We start from the raw sequence: 16,590 nt of genomic DNA, 5'->3' as shown, positions 1-16,590 counted from the left end.
GCCATAGGGAGGGGCGAGGGCCAGCGGCGCGATGGCAGGCTGGCCCGGCAAGCAAGCCCAAAGCATCGGGGCGGCGATCAGCTTGCAAGTGCTGACTGCGGTCAGCGGGGCAGGGGCTGGGGGTCGGTCAGGCCGGTTGATCAGCCAACTGGTCGGCCAGGCGCACGAAAGCCGCCAGATCCAGCTGCTCGGGGCGCAGGCTACCATCCACGCCAGCGGCCTCGATGGCGGCGCTGTCGAGCAAGCCTTTGAGGGTATTACGCAACGTCTTGCGACGCTGGTTGAACGCATCGCGAACCACCCGCTCAAGCAACTGCGGATCCTTGGCCGGGTGGGGCAGCACGTCGTGCGGCACCAGCCGGACGATGGCTGAGTCCACTTTCGGCGGCGGGTTGAAGGCGCCGGGGCCTACGTTGAACAAGTGTTCGACGCGGCAGTGATACTGGACCATGATCGACAGCCGACCCCAATCACCGCCCCCAGGCCCTGCGGCCATACGCTCGACCACTTCCTTCTGCAGCATGAAGTGCATGTCCCGGATGAGGCCGGCGTGGCTGAGCAGGTGGAAGATCAAAGGTGTAGAGATGTTGTAGGGCAGGTTGCCCACCACCTTGAGGCTACGTGCCGGTACGCCGAGCTGGTTGAAGTCGAACTTCAGGGCGTCACCTTGGTGCAGGCGGAAATTGCCATTGCCTGCAAACTTGTGTTGCAGGATCGGCACCAGGTCCTTGTCCAGCTCCACCACATCCAGTTGCGCGCCGCTGCTCAGCAAGCCTTCGGTCAATGCGCCCTGGCCCGGGCCGATTTCAAGCAAGTGTTCGCCTGGCTTGGCATTAATGGCACGCAGGATGCGGTCGATGATGCCTGCATCGTGCAGGAAGTTCTGCCCGAAACGCTTGCGCGCCCGGTGTTGGTATTGCTCGTTCATGGTCGGTTCTCGGCCATCTGGTAGGCGGTGTCCAAGGCAACGCGCAGGCTGCCGGTATCGACTTTGCCGGTGCCGGCCAGGTCCAGGGCCGTGCCATGATCGACCGAGGTACGGATGATCGGCAGGCCCAGCGTGACATTGACCGCAGCGCCGAAGCCCTTGTACTTGAGTACGGGAAGCCCTTGGTCGTGGTACATCGCCAGCACCGCGTCGCAGTGCTCCAGATATTTGGGGGTAAACAGGGTATCGGCCGGCAGTGGCCCGCGCAGGTCCATGCCTTCGGCACGCAGGCGGGCCAGGGTAGGCTCGATGATGTCGATTTCCTCGCGGCCCAGGTGGCCACCTTCTCCCGCATGGGGGTTCAGGCCGCATACCAGGATGCGAGGGTTGGCGATGCCGAATTTGTCGCGCATGTCGGTGTGCAGAATGCGTGTCACGCGCTCGATGCGCTCGGCAGTAATGGCCTCGGCGATGTCACGCAGGGGCAGGTGGGTAGTGACCAGGGCGACGCGCAGGCCATCCGTGGCCAGCATCATCACCACTTGGGCGGTGTGGGTCAGTTCAGCGAGAAACTCGGTATGCCCCGAAAAAGAGATACCGCTTTCGTTGATAACGCCCTTGTGCACGGGCGCTGTGATCATGCCGTCGAAATCGCCGTCCAGGCAGCCTTGTCCGGCACGGGTCAAGGTCTGCAGCACGAACGGCGCATTGGCCTTGTCCAGCTGACCGGCGACCACTGAGGCAGACAGCGGCGTGTCCCACACATACAGGCTGCCAGCGGGTGCCGGTTGACTCGGCCATTGACCTGGCATGACAGGCAGCAAGGTGATGTCCAGCCCCAGCTGGGTGGCCCGCTCGGCGAGCAGGTCACGGTTGGAGATGGCAATCAGGGGGTGGGGCTGAGCGTCGGCAGCGAGCAGCAGGCATAGGTCAGGACCTATCCCCGCTGGCTCGCCGGGTGTGACGGCGAAGCGCAGGGGCTTCACTGAGCGGCCTGGTCAGCGCCAGGCAGCTTGATTTCAACGTAGGCTTCGTCGCGAATCTGGCGCAGCCAGGTTTGCAGCTCTTCGTCGTACTTGCGGTTGCGCAGCACGCTCAGGGCTTGCTGTTCACGGGCCTGTTCGGTGCTGTCAGTGGCGCGGCGGCCCAGCACTTCCATCACATGCCAGCCATATTGGGTCTTGAACGGCTTGGTCACCACGCCTTGCTGTGCGTTGGCCATCTGCTCGCGGAACTCCGGCACCAGGGTGTTCGGGTCTACCCAGTTGAGGTCGCCGCCGTTGAGCGCCGAGCCCGGATCTTCCGAGAAGCTCTTGGCCAGGGTGGCAAAGTCTTCACCATTTTCGATGCGCTCGTAGATCTTTTCAGCCAGTTGCTGGGTGGCGGCTTCGCTGCGCACTTCACTTGGCTTGATCAGGATGTGGCGTACGTGCACCTCGTCGCGCAGCACGTTCTCGCTGCCACCACGCTTCTCCTCGAGTTTGAGGATGATGAAGCCGTTGGGGATGCGAATGGGCTGGGTGATCTCACCCACCGGCATGCTGCTCAGCATCTTGGCAAAGTCTGGGGGCAGTTGACCGGCTTTGCGCCAGCCCATCTCGCCGCCCTCGAGCGCGTTCTCGCTGGCCGAGTTGGCGATTGCCATCTGACCGAAGTCCGCGCCTTGCTTGAGCTGCTGGTAGACATCGCCCACTTTGCGCGCAGCCTTCTGGATGTCGCTGGAGTTGGCCGCTTCCGGCGTTGGGATCAGGATGTTGGCCAGACGGTATTCTTCGGACATCTGCATCTTGCCCATGTCCGAATTCAGGAAGTTCTTAACTTCCTGCTCTGACACCTGGATGCGCTCTGCCACCCGGCGTTGGCGCACGCGGCTGATGATCATCTCGCGCTTGACCTGCTCGCGAGCATCGTCGAACGACAGGCCGTCATGGGCCAGCGCCGCGCGGAACTGGTCGATGGACATGCCGTTGCGCTGGGCAATGGTGCCGATCGCCTGGTTCAGCTCCTCATCAGTGATGCGGATGCCCGAGCGCTCGCCGATCTGCAACTGCAGGTTTTCGACGATCAGGCGTTCCAGCACCTGCTGCTGCAGGGCGCCGCTTGGCGGCACGCTGCCGCCGCGCTTGGCGATGGTCTGCTGAACTTCACGCACGCGCTGGTCCAATTGGCTTTGCATGACCACGTCGTTGTCGACGATGGCCACCACCCGGTCAAGCGGTTGCACCGCGGCATGCACCGCGCCACTCAGCAAAGCGACGCCCAGCAGCACTGGGCGCAGTCGATCAATAAGCTTGTTCTTCACGTTCACGGTAACCTTGAATGCCTTGGCCGAGGAAGGATTCGACCTTGTTGCCAACGACGCCGCCGAGGCCCTTGAGAACGACCTGCAGGAATACGCCATGGTCGCCTTTTTCGTTCTGCGGCAGTGCCTGGCTGTAGTCGTCGAAGTCGAGCCAGTAACGGTTGATCAAGCGCAGCTTCCAGCAGCAGTTGTCGTATTCGAAACCGCCCATGGCTTCCAGGGTGCGGTTGCGGTTGTAGTCATGCTGCCAGCGAGCGATGACGCTCCACTGCGGGACGATCGGCCAGATGACCGAGAAGTCGTGCTGCTGGATCTTGTAGTAGTCCTTGATGTAGTTCGGGCTACCTGGGGTGCCGTAGTCGCCACCGTCCACTTTCCAGCGACCCGTGCTGGAATCGAAGGCGACCGTGTCGTTCCGGTAGCGATAGCCCAGGTTGACGATCTTGTTCGGATTGGCCTCAGGCTGGTAGTGGAACATGGCGCTGGCCGAGCGAGTGCTGTGGCTGTCCTGGTCCCAGTTGAAATCCGAATTGAAGCGCCAATCGCGGTTGAAGTAGTAGTTGTACACCAGCGCGTAAGGCGAAGTGTCGGACTGGGCATAGCTGCGGTTCTTGTAATCGATACCCGGCAGCTGAACCTTGCGGTCCTTGAAGTAGTACGCTTGGCCGATGCTGAAGTTCTGACGCTCGAAGCCGTCGTCTTCGATCCAGCGAGTGGTGACACCCAGCGAGAGCTTGTTCTCGTCGCCAATGCGGTCCGAACCGCTGAAACGGTTGTCGCGGAACAGCGAGTCGTAGCTGAACAGGGTTTCGCTGGTATCGAACAGCGGAATGTCTTTCTGATCCTTGTAGGGGACATAGAGGTAGAACAGGCGCGGCTCGAGTGTTTGCTTGTAGTTCGTACCGAACAGTGAAGTGTTGCGATCGAAATACAGGCCGCTGTCTACGCTGAAGATCGGGACGTCGCGGCTTTGGCTGCTCTTGAAGTCACCTTCGAGCGCAATGCGGCTCGGGTCTTCGATAAGGTTGCGTTTGCCTTCGCTGTCTAGATCCAAGTCGTACTTGGTGTATGCATACTTGAGCTTGGGGGTGAGGTAACCGTAGCTGGCCGTCATCGGCAGGCTGATGGACGGTGCCACGTTCAAGCGCGTGCCGTTGGCGCGCGCTACGCCAAAGATATTCTGATCCAGACGGCGGCCAGGGAACCCTGCAGACAGATCTGGGTTGCCATCCTTGTCGCGGACGAAGTCGCTCTTAAGGTCACGATCGAAACGTACCGCTTCGGTTTCGTAGCCCATGGTCAAGCCGCCCGGTTGGTACGGCAGCACACCGTTGAGGGTGATCTGCGGCAGACGGTCGTAAGGCGTGATCTGCGAGATGGTCGCCGCCTCGTAGGCATGCACGTTCAACCGCGCGGTGTAGCTGTCGCCGCGGTAGGTCAGGGCACCCTGCTGGTCGAGGAAGTCCTTGTTCTCGACGCCAATCTGGTCCGACTCCAGGTCCTGGAAGTAGAACGGGTCGCTGATGTCGGTGTAGTTCACCTCGGTCATCAGGCGCTCGTTCAGGCCACCCTTGTGCTGCCAGTTGACCATGTAGCGCTGGTCTTTGTAGTCGGTCTGGTCCTTGCGCTCGTCGCTCTTGTCGTTGAGGTAGGCGCCGCCGAACTGGCCTTCGCTCGAAGGCGTCAGGTAGCGGAACTCGCCTTCCATCAACAGGCCACGCTTGGTCATGTAGCGCGGGTACAAGGTGGCGTCGTAGTTGGGCGCCAGGTTGAAGTAGTACGGGGTCACCAGCATGAAGCCGGTGTCGCTGCTGGTGCTGAACGACGGCGGCAGGAAGCCGGACTGGCGGCGGTCGTCGATCGGGAAGTAGATGTACGGTGTGTAGAACACCGGGAAATCCTTGACCCGCAGCGTGACGTTTGTGGCGGTGCCGAACCCGGTGGCCGGGTTGAGGGTGATGTTGTTGCCCTTGAGCTGCCAGGCGTTGCTGCCCGGTTCGCAGGTGGTGTACGTACCGTCCTTGAGGCGGATGATGGCGTTCTCACCGCGCTTGGCGTACAGGGCACTGCCGCGAATGTGCGACTTGTGCATCACGTATTCGGCGTTGTCGACCTGGGCTTCGCCGGTGTCGAGCTGGATCTGCGCCTGGTCACCGACGACCAGCGAGCCGTTGTCGCGGATCTTGACGTTGCCCTTGAGCTCGCCACGGTTCTCGGCCTGGTACAGGTTGGCCTCGTCGGCCTGGGCCTGCATGCTGCCCTGGCGCATGACCACGTCACCGGCCAGAGTCGCAATCTGCTGCTCCTGCTGGTACTTGGATACCTTGGCATTGATGTAGGTCGGCGACTCGTCCTTGGGCGTGGTGTCAGCCATGCCGGGGCGTAGCGGCTCGACATAGGCACCGCCGCAGTACGGGCCGGTTTCGGCCAGTTGCGCGGCGGTCAGCTTGTCACGCGGGACCCAGTCCAGGTGGCTGTAGTCCTCGCTGCGCGACTTCAGCCCACGGCCCTTGGCCTCGGTGACCAGCACCGGCCGGTCGGCCTCGGCTTCGCCGGCCGCTTCGGTGCCGGTACCGCCAGCAGCGGCGGCACCCTCGTGCACCGGGCGCGGTGGCAGGTTGGTGACGGCGGTTTTGGGCTTGCAGTCCCAACCACCGGAGGCGGACACTTGGCAGTCGAATTGTTCGGCTGCCAAGACGTGCGACATGGCCAGAGGTTGCAGGGCCAGCAGACTGCCGGTGACGAGCAACGGAAACTTTCTACGAAACGCGGGGGATTTCAATGCCATCTTATTAGTCCGGGCTTCCTGCGTGCCATCTGCCCGCGTGTGGGGCCGCACGCCTCTCGATGGTCTGAAAAAGATGCTGGATAATAAAGCATGACCCGCTTGACGGCTAGGGCCGTCGGAGACCCTTGTAATGCCTGAACACGATGTACGCCTGCAGCAACTGTCCGCGTGGCTCGACCAGCAACTCCAAGACCTTTTCCTGCGCCAGGCCTGGGGCCCGGTGCCGGCCGGCAGCCTGACGCCTGCCAGCAGCGACGCGAGCTTTCGCCGCTATTTTCGCTGGGAGGGCGCAGGGCACAGTTTCGTGATCATGGATGCACCGCCGCCACAGGAAGATTGCCGACCGTTCGTCGCCATCGATCACCTGCTGGCCAGTGGCGGTGTGCATGTGCCCGTGATTCATGCCCAGGACCTTGAACGCGGTTTCCTGTTACTGGGCGATCTGGGCCGCCAGACCTACCTGGACGTCATCAACGCCGACAATGCCGATGCCCTGTTCGCCGATGCCATCGATGCCTTGCTGGCCTTGCAGGCGCTGCCCATGGACGCACCGTTGCCCCGCTATGACGAGGCACTGCTGCGCCGGGAAGTGGAACTGTTCCCCCAGTGGTACGTGAAGCATGCGCTTGGCCTGGCGTTCGACGAGGCCCAGGCGGCAGCGTGGCAGCGGTCCAGCCAGTTGCTGATCGACAGCGCCCTGGCCCAGCCGCAGGTGCTGGTACACCGCGACTACATGCCGCGCAACCTGATGCAGAGCGCCCCTAACCCCGGCGTGCTGGATTTCCAGGATGCCGTTTACGGCCCGGTCACCTACGACATTACCTGCCTGTTCAAGGATGCGTTCCTCAGTTGGCCGCAAGCGAGGGTCGAAGGTTGGCTGCACGATTACTGGCATAAGGCCAAGGCCGCAGGTGTTCCGGTGCAGGGCACGTTCGAAGCCTTCCAGCGTGCCAGCGACCTGATGGGCGTACAGCGCCATCTCAAGGTGATCGGCATCTTCGCCCGCATCTGCCACCGTGACGACAAACCCCGTTATCTGGCCGACGTACCGCGCTTCTTCACCTATATAGAAGAAGTGATCGGCCGGCGGCCAGAGCTTGCCGAGCTGGGCGAGCTGATTGCTGGCCTGCAAGCGGGAGCGCGTGCATGAAGGCGATGATTCTGGCAGCAGGCAAAGGCGAGCGTATGCGCCCGCTGACCCTGCATACGCCCAAGCCGCTGATACCGCTGGCGGGGCGCCCGCTGATCGAATACCACCTGATGGCCCTTGCCGCGGCAGGGGTCACCGACGTCGTGATCAACCACGCCTGGCTGGGTGAGCAGATCGAGGACCACTTGGGCGATGGCAGCCGTTACGGCTTGCGTATTGCCTATTCCCCGGAAGGCGAACCGCTGGAGACCGGAGGCGGTATCTTCAAGGCCTTGCCTTTGCTGGGAGATGCGCCGTTCCTGTTGATCAACGGTGACATCTGGACCGATTACGATTTCTCGCGTTTGCAGGCGCCGCTGCAAGGGCAGGCCCACCTGGTGCTGGTGAACAACCCCGAGCATCACGGCCAAGGCGACTTTCGCCTGGTCGGTACCCAAGTGGTCGATGGGGACGGTGCAGCCGGTACGTTGACCTTCAGCGGTATTTCGGTGCTGCATCCGGCGTTGTTCGAAGGCTGCAAACCTGGCGCCTTCAAGTTGGCGCCCTTGCTGCGCCAGGCCATGGCCAGCGGCCAGGTGAGCGGTGAGCATTTTGCCGGGCACTGGGTCGACGTGGGCACCGCCGCGCGCCTGGCCGAGGCCGAGCGTCTGCTGGGCGAGCACCGCTGAGATGTGGTGGCCAGGCACGTTGATCGGGGCTGGGGCAGGGTTTGCCATCGCCAGCATTCCTGGTGCCCTGCTCGGTGCGCTGGCGGGGCAGATGATGGACCGTCACCTGCGCCTGCAAGGCTGGGACGATGTGCGCGAGCGTTTGGGCGGGCGTCCGGCGCCAAGGGACGAAGAGTTGCTGTTCGTGCTGCTGGGGCGGCTGGCCAAGAGCGATGGGCGTGTGGTCGAGCAGCATATCCAGCAGGCTCGGCAGGAAATGGCCCGGCTGAACCTGGATGAAGCGGCCAGGTTGCGGGCGATCGATGCCTTCAATCGGGGCAAGGGTGGCAAGGAGCGGTTGGGCAGCTATCTGCGCCGGATCCGCCAGCAGCCCCATGGGGCGGAAGGCACCTTGCGCGCCAGCTGGCGCATGGTCTGGGCCGACGGCAAGATGGGCAACAAGGAGCGGGAGCTGCTGCTGGACTGGGGGCACAAATTGGGCATGAGCCGGCGCCAGGTGCAGGCCATGTCCCAGGAGTACGAACCTCGTCGAACGGCAGGCATGGCAGGGGTCGGCATGACCTATGCGGCCGCGATGCGCCTGCTTGGCGTGGACACCGACACCGAGGGCGCGCTTGTCAAACAGGCTTATCGGCGACTGGTCAGTCGTCATCACCCGGACAAGCTGGCCGGCACCGGCGCCAGCGAGGCGCAGCTACGCGAAGCCACCGAGCGAACCCGCGAACTGCACCAGGCTTACGCGCTGATCCGTAAGCGCCGCGATTTCTAGCCGGGACCGAGCGCCGGCAGAGATCCTGCCCTGCCCGCACAATCAGGGCTGCATCCAGCCCCGCACGCGACGAAACAACTGTTCCTGGTCGGCGGCCTGATTGCCCGGCATGGCGATCAGGGACAGCTGGCGGTATTGACTGTCTTTCTGCCGCTTGCTGGCCTGCAGGCGCTGCATGGCAGCGTTGCGATCAGCACTGCGGGTCACGTAGTAGATGTCGGCCGTGGGCACTTTCAGGGTGGGCGTCAGGCTCTCCAGGTCATGCTCGACACGCGCCGGTGTCTGGGCGGCAACCATGACCAGTTTCTGCACCTCTGGCGGCTGCTTTTCGCTCAGGTAACGGGCTGCCCAGTAGGCGCCACTGCCATGGCCGATCAGCACGATGCTGCGGGCATTGTGTTGCTGAGCGAACGCGACGGCGGCGTCCAGGCGGGCGAAAATGCGCTCGGCATCGGCGGGGTCGGCCTGCTGGCTGGCAGCTTCGGCATCGGTCCCTTGTGCCGCTTCGGGCTCGGCAGCGGTGGCTTGCGCCACGTTGGCGTTGGCGTCGGCAGGTTCGTCCTTGGCAGGCGCCGTTTGCCCATCAGCCTGAGCAGGCGCCGTGGCAGGCTTGGCCTCCACACGCGCCAATGGGCTGTCGAGCAGCAGGTCAGGCAGGCTTACGCTCAGGCTGTGCCATCCCACATCCGGGAATTTCTGGCGTAGGGGCCCCACGGCGTTGGGCCAGTCGGCCGTTTCGCCGGCCCCTGGCACGATGATCACCGCGCCCTGCGGGTCGCTGTCGTTGGCGGGTTTCCACAACGCCAGGAAGCTGTCGGCACCGGCTTGCAGGGCCTGCTGTTCGGCCTTGGGCACGCGGCGTTCGAGTGCCTGGGCGTCCTCCTGGCTGCGCTCGATCAGGGGAGGGCGCGAGGGCGTAGCTTCTGCTGCAGGCGGTGTCTCGGGCGGGGTAGCCGGTGCGTCGTCAGCCCGCGCTGCCACAGGAAGGAGCGAGACCAGGCAGCACATTGCCAGCGTCGTGCGATAGAGTGTGAACATGTCTCAACCCAAAGCCAGAATGATACCGGCAGCGTAATGGTATTTGCCCGTTACGGCCACGGTCGATGGCCGCCCCTGTGTGGACGAACGTGTAGATGAAGCGAGTGCATCGCCTGTTGATGATCGGTTGCCTGTGGCTGCCGCTGATGGTCATGGCAAGGCCTGAGACGTTGCCTGGCGTCACACTGGAGCCGACGCAGCAACAATGGCTCGAGACCCATCGCAGCTTGCGCGTGGGGTTGGTATTGCAAGCCCCCTATGCCCAGTTCGACCGCCGCCTGCAGCAGCTGTACGGGGCTAACGTGGAGCTGGTGAGCAGCTTGGCCAAAGTGCTGCATCTGGACCTCACGTGGCGCCATTACCCAGACCAGGCCAATCTCGAAAGGGCCTTGCAAGCAGGGGAGATCGACTTCGCGCCAGGTTTGACCCAGACGCCGGCCACCTTGCGCCTATGGTTATTCAGCGACCCCTACATGCGCGTGCCGCAGTTGATCGTGGGCCCCCGCAACGCGGCGCTGGGCGTTGAGCTGGAAAAACTGGACGCCGCCCAGCGCGTGGCCGTAAGAATGCCCGGGGTTCTGGCCAATTACCTGCGCGCCAACTACGGCAACCTGAACCTGCAGGGCGTACCGAACGACCGTGAGGCCCTGCAACTGGTGGTCGGAGGGCAGGCCAGCTACGCCGTCATGGACGAGGCCCAACTCAGTCGTCTGTCCCGTGAAAGCGAGTTCAGCGAACTGGCGGTGGTGGGGGATATCGGCCTGCCGCAGCTGCTGCGCATGGGTTCTCGGCCAGACTGGCCACTGTTGGCCGAGGTGCTGGAGCGTGGTTTGCAGGCACTGCCAGCCAAAGAACTGGAACAGCTGCATCAGCGGTGGTTGCAGCCCAGGTATCCCAGGATCAGCGAGTCGCCGGGGTTCTGGCAAAACCTGGCCTTGTTACTGGGGCTGTTGCTGATCTGCGCGTTGATCACCCTGGTATGGCAGCGCCGCCAGCAGAGCCAGCTGGAGCGCAGCCTGTTGGCCACCCGTGAGCGACTGGTAGAGCGGCATGCGCGCGATGAAGCCTCGCGCCTGAGCCAGTTCGCCATCGACCAGAGCACCGTGGGTATTCTCTGGGTCAACTGGGACAGCCATGTGCGCTATGCCAACCCGGCTGCCGAGCGCATGCTGGGTTATGGCGAAGGCGCCTTGCTGGAAAAGCCGTTGGGGGACTTCGAGCCCTCGTTGAGCATGGAACGCTGGCTGGACCTGTGGAAAGGTGCGCGTTCAGGCGACAGCGGTGTGGGGCAGTTCGAAACCCGATGCCTGCGCGCTGACGGTCGTCTGCTGCCGGTGGAGCTGTCATTGAGTTTCCTGCGGTTTCGCGATGCGGAATACCTGGTGGTGTACCTGGCCGATGTGACCGAGCGCCATCGCGCCACGGCTGCCTTGCGCGAAAGTGAGGCACGGCTGAAGGGGATCGCTGGCAACGTACCAGGGCTGGTGTTTCGCCTGGAACGAGACCCCGCTGAGGGTGGACTTGAATTTCCTTATGTCAGCGAGGGAAGTGAAGCATTGGTGGGCTATACGCCTGGCGAGATCCAGCACCCACAGATGGGGTTGCGCAACCTGGTACATCCCGACGACCGCGCCGATTATCACCGGGTGCAAGACCTGGCGCTGGCCAATGAGCAGGACTGGGCCTGGCAGGGGCGCATCCTTACGCGTCAGGGCGAGCAGCGCTGGGCCGATATCAAGGCCAGCACCCGGCGCCTGGGCAACGGCCAGCTGGTCTGGGACGGGGTGGTCTGGGACATCACCCAGGGCAAACGCGCCGAGCGGGCCCTGGCCCGTTCCCAAGAGCAGCTGCGCGAACTCTCGGCGCACCTTGAAAGCGTGCGCGAGGAGGAAAAAGCCCGAATCGCCCGCGAGGTGCACGATGAGCTGGGCCAGATGCTGACCGTACTCAAGCTTGAAGTATCCATGTGCGAACTGGCCTTTGCCGAACTGGACCCCGGCCTCAATGAGCGGCTGACAACCATGAAGCGTCTGATCAGCCAGTTGTTTCAGCTGGTACGCGATGTCGCCACGGCGCTGCGCCCGCCCATTCTGGATGCCGGGATTGCCTCGGCCATCGAGTGGCAAGCCCGGCGCTTCGAGGCGCGCACCCAGATTCCTTGCCTGGTACAGGTTCCTGACCATCTGCCGGCGTTGAGCGACGCCCGAGCAACGGGCCTTTTCCGTATCCTTCAGGAAGCGCTTACCAATGTGATGCGCCACGCCCAGGCGCACAGCGTGGAAATCGAGCTGGTGCGCGAGGCCGGGCAGTTGCGCATGACGGTCAGTGACGACGGGCAGGGTTTCTGCCCAGACCAGCCGCGCCCCAGCTCGTTTGGCCTGGTCGGGATGCGCGAGCGGGTATTGATGATGGGCGGCAGCATGGTGCTGCACAGTGAGCCCGGCGACGGCACGCGCTTGAGCGTAGCCATTGCCCTGGAGCAGGAGGAGCGAACGTGATTCGAGTGCTGGTGGCCGAGGACCACACCATTGTCCGGGAAGGGATCAAGCAGTTGATCGGGCTGGCCAAGGACATGCAGGTGGTAGGGGAAGCCGCAAACGGCGAGCAGTTGCTCGACAGCCTGCGGCACACCCGGTGCGACGTGGTGCTGCTGGATATTTCGATGCCGGGCGTGAGTGGACTGGAAGCGATCCCGCGCATCCGTACCCTGCACGATGCGCCTGCGATCCTGATGCTGTCGATGCATGACGAGGCGCAGATGGCAGCCCGCGCCCTGAAGGCCGGGGCGGCCGGATACGCGACCAAGGACAGCGACCCGGCATTATTGCTGGCGGCGATACGCCGGGTAGCCGGTGGTGGGCGTTACATCGATCCGGCGCTGGCAGACCGCATGGTGTTCGAAGTGGGCCTGACCGAATCCAGGCCTTTGCACACCTTGCTGTCGGAACGGGAGTTTTCGGTGTTCGAACGCCTGGCCCAGGGCGCCAACGTCAATGACATCGCCCAGCAACTGGCGTTGTCGAGCAAGACCATCAGCACCCACAAGGCGCGCCTGATGCAGAAGCTGAAAGTGAATTCGCTGGCCGAGCTGGTCAAGTATGCGATGGAGCACAAGCTGATCTGATTGCGACATTCACGGCCGCGCCATCGCTGCCGTGACCCGGTGCCTAGACGAAGGCTGCCAGCCTGTATCTTCCGCCGCCCGCAGCGCCGCTGCCTGCATAGGCGCGGTCTTGCGCTCAAGGGCTGGCGGTCAAGCGCCTGGAACTGTGTGGGCCTGTGTTCTGAAAGCGCCATGCTTGTAGGGCGTTCCCTACAACAAATCTTCCATCCGGACGATGACATTCTCTCTGGGCGCCCGATTTGCGGGGGGATGCGGCTCTTCTACGCTTTGCCCCACGCAGTCATCCAACAATAAGGTGCAGGCATGAGCGAGGCGAAGTCGAACGCTGCCACCGGCGAAACGCTGGTCAGCTTCCGTGGTGTGCAGAAGAGCTACGACGGCGAGTCGCTGATCGTCAAGAACCTCAACCTCGACATCCGCAAGGGCGAGTTCCTCACCCTGCTGGGGCCTTCCGGGTCCGGCAAGACCACCAGCCTGATGATGCTCGCTGGCTTCGAGACCCCCACCGCCGGGGAAATCCAGCTGGCCGGTCGCTCCATCAACAACGTACCCCCGCACAAGCGCGATATCGGCATGGTGTTCCAGAACTACGCCTTGTTCCCACACATGACCGTGGCCGAGAACCTCGCGTTTCCCCTGACCGTGCGCAACCTGAGCAAGACCGATATCAGCGAGCGGGTCAAACGGGTATTGAACATGGTTCAGCTCGACAGCTTCGCCAAGCGCTACCCGGGCCAATTGTCCGGTGGGCAGCAACAGCGCGTGGCCTTGGCGCGGGCGTTGGTGTTCGAGCCGCAACTGGTGTTGATGGACGAGCCACTGGGCGCGCTGGACAAGCAACTGCGTGAACACATGCAGATGGAGATCAAGCACATCCACCAGCGCCTGGGCGTGACCGTGGTGTACGTGACCCACGATCAGGGCGAAGCGCTGACCATGTCCGATCGGGTGGCAGTGTTCCACCAGGGGGAGATTCAGCAGATCGCCGATCCACGCACCCTGTATGAAGCACCCAGCAACACGTTCGTCGCCAACTTCATCGGTGAGAACAACCGGCTCAACGGCACCTTGCTCACCCATGACGGTAACCGCTGCCAGGTGCAGTTGGCGCGCGGCGAGCGGGTCGAGGCCTTGGCTGTAAACGTGGGCCGGCCAGGCGAAGCGGTGACCCTGTCGATCCGTCCGGAGCGGGTACGGCTCAATGGCCACAGCGAGCACTGCGCCAACCGCTTTTCCGGCCGCGTGGCCGAGTTCATCTACCTGGGCGACCACGTGCGCGTTCGTCTGGAGGTGTGTGGCAAGGCCGACTTCTTCGTCAAGCAGCCCATCGCCGAACTCGACCCGGCCCTGGCCGTGGGCGATGTGGTGCCACTGGGTTGGGAAGTAGAACACGCCCGTGCACTGGATCCGATCACCGAAGCCCATTGATGGTTTGCAGCACCAACCCTGAACTGTGGAGAGAATAATAAATGCGCAAGCAGTTGAAACTGACCGCCCTGGCCCTTGGGCTGTTCGCCGCTGGCCAGAGCATGGCTGCGGACCTGACCGTGGTGTCGTTCGGCGGCGCCAACAAGGCCGCCCAGGTGAAGGCGTTTTACGAGCCGTGGGAAAAGGCCGGCAAGGGCAAGATCGTCGCCGGTGAGTACAACGGTGAAATGGCCAAGGTCAAGGCCATGGTCGACACCAAGAGTGTCTCCTGGAACCTAGTCGAGGTGGAATCACCCGAACTGGCCCGAGGCTGCGACGAGGGCATGTTCGAAGAGCTCGACCCTGCGCTGTTCGGCAACGAGGCCGACTACGTGCCAGGTGCGATCCAGCCTTGTGGTGTCGGCTTCTTCGTCTGGTCGACGGTGCTGGCCTACAACGCCGACAAGCTCAAGACCGCCCCGAGCAGCTGGGCCGATTTCTGGGACACCGAGAAATTCCCAGGCAAGCGCGGCCTGCGCAAAGGCGCCAAGTACACCCTGGAATTCGCCTTGATGGCCGATGGTGTGGCGCCCAAGGACGTGTACAAGGTGCTGGGTACCAAAGAAGGCGTGGACCGCGCCTTCAAGAAGCTCGACCAGCTCAAACCGAGCATCCAGTGGTGGGAAGCCGGCGCCCAGCCGCCGCAGTACCTGGCCTCGGGCGACGTGGTCATGAGTTCGGCGTACAACGGGCGCATCGCTGCCGTGCAGAAGGAGAGCAACCTGAAGGTGGTGTGGAACGGCGGCATCTATGACTTCGACGCCTGGGCGATTCCCAAGGGCGCCAAGAACAGCGACGAGGCGAAGAAATTCATCGCCTTCAGCGTGCAGCCTGAACAGCAGAAGGTGTATTCCGAAAACATCGCCTATGGCCCGGCCAACAGCAAGGCGGTCGACCTGCTGTCCGAAGAGGTCAAGAAAGACATGCCGACCACGCCTGAGAACATCGCCAATCAGGTGCAGATCGACGTGGCCTTCTGGGCGGACAACAGCGAGCAGCTGGAGCAACGTTTCAACGCCTGGGCGGCGAAGAAGTAAACGTCCAGTGCAAGGGGCCGCGCGGCGGCCCCTCTTTCAGTGTGTATCGTGGAGTTCGCCATGGCCATTGCAGTGCCCCTCAACGAAGGCGCCGGTCCTAATCTCAAACAGCGCCTTAAACACGCCGAGCGGGTCAACCGCTGGAAGGCCCAGGCGCTGATCGCGCCCCTGGCGCTGTTTCTGCTGCTGGTGTTCCTGGTGCCGATCGCAGCCTTGTTGTACAAGAGCGTCGGTAACCCGGAAGTGGTCGCCGGCTTGCCGCGCACGGTCGATATCATCACCCAGTGGGATGGCAAGGGCCTGCCGGGCGAGGACGTCTACAAGGCGTTGAGCCAGGACTTGGCCGAATCGCGCAAGAACCAGACCCTGGGTGACCTGTCCAAGCGCTTGAACATGGAGCTGGCCGGCTACCGCAGCCTGTTGGCCAAGACCGCACGGGCGCTGCCCTTCAAGGCCGAGCCTGTCTCCTACAAGGACGGCTTGCAGGCGCTGGACGAGCGCTGGGGCGACCCCGCCTATTGGCAGGCGATTCGCCGCAATACCAGTACCCTTACACCTTTCTACCTGTTGGCGTCGCTGGACCACCGTATCGACGACCTGGGCGAACTGGCCAAGGCCACGCCGGACCAGGCCATCTACCTGGATATTTTCACCCGCACCCTGTGGATGGGCGTGGTGATCACCGCCATTTGCCTGGTGCTGGCCTATCCGCTGGCTTACCTGCTGGCCAACCTGCCGACACGCCAGAGCAACCTGTTGATGATCCTGGTTCTGCTGCCGTTCTGGACCTCGATCCTGGTAAGGGTGGCCGCGTGGATCGTGCTGCTGCAGTCCGGCGGGTTGATCAACAGTGCGCTGATGGCCATGGGCATCATCGATCAGCCGCTGGAGCTGGTCTTCAACCGCACCGGCGTGTACATCTCGATGGTGCACATCCTGCTGCCCTTCATGATCCTGCCGTTGTACAGCGTGATGAAAGGTATTTCCCCGAGCTACATGCGCGCTGCCATTTCCCTGGGCTGCCATCCGTTCGCCAGCTTCTGGCGAGTGTACTTCCCGCAGACCTATGCCGGGGTAGGTGCCGGGTGCTTGCTGGTATTCATTCTGGCCATCGGCTACTACATCACGCCTGCGTTGCTGGGCAGCCCGAACGACCAGATGGTCAGTTATTTCGTGGCGTTCTACACCAACACCAGCATCAACTGGGGCATGGCCACCGCGCTGGGCGGTCTGCTGCTGCTGGCCACCGTGCTGCTGTACCTGATCTATAGCTGGCTGGTCGGCGCCAGCCGCCTGCGCCTGAGCTGAGGAGCCTTGTC

At 63.1% G+C, this 16,590-nt stretch carries 13 protein-coding genes; 8 read left to right on the top strand and 5 right to left on the bottom strand.

All coding sequences use genetic code 11. From position 1 onward, the window contains the following. Positions 1-127 precede the first annotated feature (127 nt). Genes rsmA through FS777_RS02885 form a run of 4 tightly spaced genes read right to left on the bottom strand, consistent with a single transcriptional unit; the run spans position 128 to position 6,018 of the window. On the bottom strand, positions 128-928 hold the full coding sequence (gene rsmA / locus FS777_RS02900) for a 16S rRNA (adenine(1518)-N(6)/adenine(1519)-N(6))-dimethyltransferase RsmA (protein WP_078479218.1): 801 nt from the start codon (positions 926-928) through the stop codon (positions 128-130). Then, positions 925-1,914: a 4-hydroxythreonine-4-phosphate dehydrogenase PdxA gene (gene pdxA, locus FS777_RS02895; protein ID WP_145253929.1), complete on the bottom strand. Its 990-nt coding sequence runs from the start codon at positions 1,912-1,914 to the stop codon at positions 925-927. The genes rsmA and pdxA overlap by 4 nt, the downstream gene beginning before the upstream one ends. After that, positions 1,911-3,236 (bottom strand): peptidylprolyl isomerase SurA, encoded by a 1,326-nt coding sequence (gene surA, locus FS777_RS02890; protein ID WP_088523757.1) that lies wholly within the window; start codon positions 3,234-3,236, stop codon positions 1,911-1,913. Before surA ends, pdxA begins: the two co-directional genes overlap by 4 nt. Next, the gene (locus tag FS777_RS02885; protein WP_078479216.1) at positions 3,211-6,018 is read right to left on the bottom strand and encodes an LPS-assembly protein LptD; all 2,808 of its coding nucleotides are present in this window, start codon (positions 6,016-6,018) and stop codon (positions 3,211-3,213) included. Before FS777_RS02885 ends, surA begins: the two co-directional genes overlap by 26 nt. Before the next feature lie 130 nt (positions 6,019-6,148). On the opposite strand from FS777_RS02885, the gene FS777_RS02880 reads away from it, so the two are divergent. Genes FS777_RS02880 through FS777_RS02870 form a run of 3 tightly spaced genes read left to right on the top strand, consistent with a single transcriptional unit; the run spans position 6,149 to position 8,605 of the window. Beyond that, complete coding sequence (locus FS777_RS02880; RefSeq protein WP_145253926.1) at positions 6,149-7,168, top strand: aminoglycoside phosphotransferase family protein; 1,020 nt, start codon at positions 6,149-6,151, stop codon at positions 7,166-7,168. Further along, positions 7,165-7,836: an N-acetylmuramate alpha-1-phosphate uridylyltransferase MurU gene (gene murU, locus FS777_RS02875; protein ID WP_078479214.1), complete on the top strand. Its 672-nt coding sequence runs from the start codon at positions 7,165-7,167 to the stop codon at positions 7,834-7,836. The genes FS777_RS02880 and murU overlap by 4 nt, the downstream gene beginning before the upstream one ends. A 1-nt stretch (position 7,837) precedes the next feature. Further along, a complete protein-coding gene (locus FS777_RS02870) occupies positions 7,838-8,605 on the top strand; it encodes a TerB family tellurite resistance protein (RefSeq protein WP_078479213.1) in 768 nt (255 codons plus the stop codon). 42 nt (positions 8,606-8,647) lie between these two features. Here FS777_RS02870 and FS777_RS02865 read toward each other — a convergent pair whose 3' ends face one another. Then, the gene (locus tag FS777_RS02865) at positions 8,648-9,643 is read right to left on the bottom strand and encodes an alpha/beta hydrolase family protein (protein ID WP_078479212.1); all 996 of its coding nucleotides are present in this window, start codon (positions 9,641-9,643) and stop codon (positions 8,648-8,650) included. Between the two features lie 95 nt (positions 9,644-9,738). Here FS777_RS02865 and FS777_RS02860 point away from each other — a divergent pair, with 95 nt between their 5' ends. From FS777_RS02860 to FS777_RS02840, 5 genes are all read left to right on the top strand, one after another. Beyond that, the gene (locus tag FS777_RS02860; RefSeq protein ID WP_058639601.1) at positions 9,739-12,141 is read left to right on the top strand and encodes a PAS domain S-box protein; all 2,403 of its coding nucleotides are present in this window, start codon (positions 9,739-9,741) and stop codon (positions 12,139-12,141) included. Further along, on the top strand, positions 12,138-12,767 hold the full coding sequence (locus FS777_RS02855; RefSeq protein ID WP_145253923.1) for a response regulator transcription factor: 630 nt from the start codon (positions 12,138-12,140) through the stop codon (positions 12,765-12,767). The genes FS777_RS02860 and FS777_RS02855 overlap by 4 nt, the downstream gene beginning before the upstream one ends. A gap of 303 nt (positions 12,768-13,070) precedes the next feature. Beyond that, entirely contained in the window at positions 13,071-14,195 is a 1,125-nt protein-coding gene (locus FS777_RS02850; RefSeq protein ID WP_058603048.1) for an ABC transporter ATP-binding protein, read from the top strand. 41 nt (positions 14,196-14,236) lie between these two features. Continuing rightward, positions 14,237-15,271 (top strand): ABC transporter substrate-binding protein, encoded by a 1,035-nt coding sequence (locus tag FS777_RS02845; protein WP_058603049.1) that lies wholly within the window; start codon positions 14,237-14,239, stop codon positions 15,269-15,271. Between the two features lie 60 nt (positions 15,272-15,331). Next, positions 15,332-16,579: an ABC transporter permease gene (locus tag FS777_RS02840; RefSeq protein WP_058639599.1), complete on the top strand. Its 1,248-nt coding sequence runs from the start codon at positions 15,332-15,334 to the stop codon at positions 16,577-16,579. The last annotated feature ends 11 nt before the right edge of the window (positions 16,580-16,590 follow it).

Source organism: Pseudomonas sp. DE0157, assembly GCF_007678615.1.
GTDB classification, from domain to species: Bacteria; Pseudomonadota; Gammaproteobacteria; order Pseudomonadales; family Pseudomonadaceae; genus Aquipseudomonas; species Aquipseudomonas parafulva_B.
This window is presented reverse-complemented; position numbering and strand designations above follow the sequence as displayed.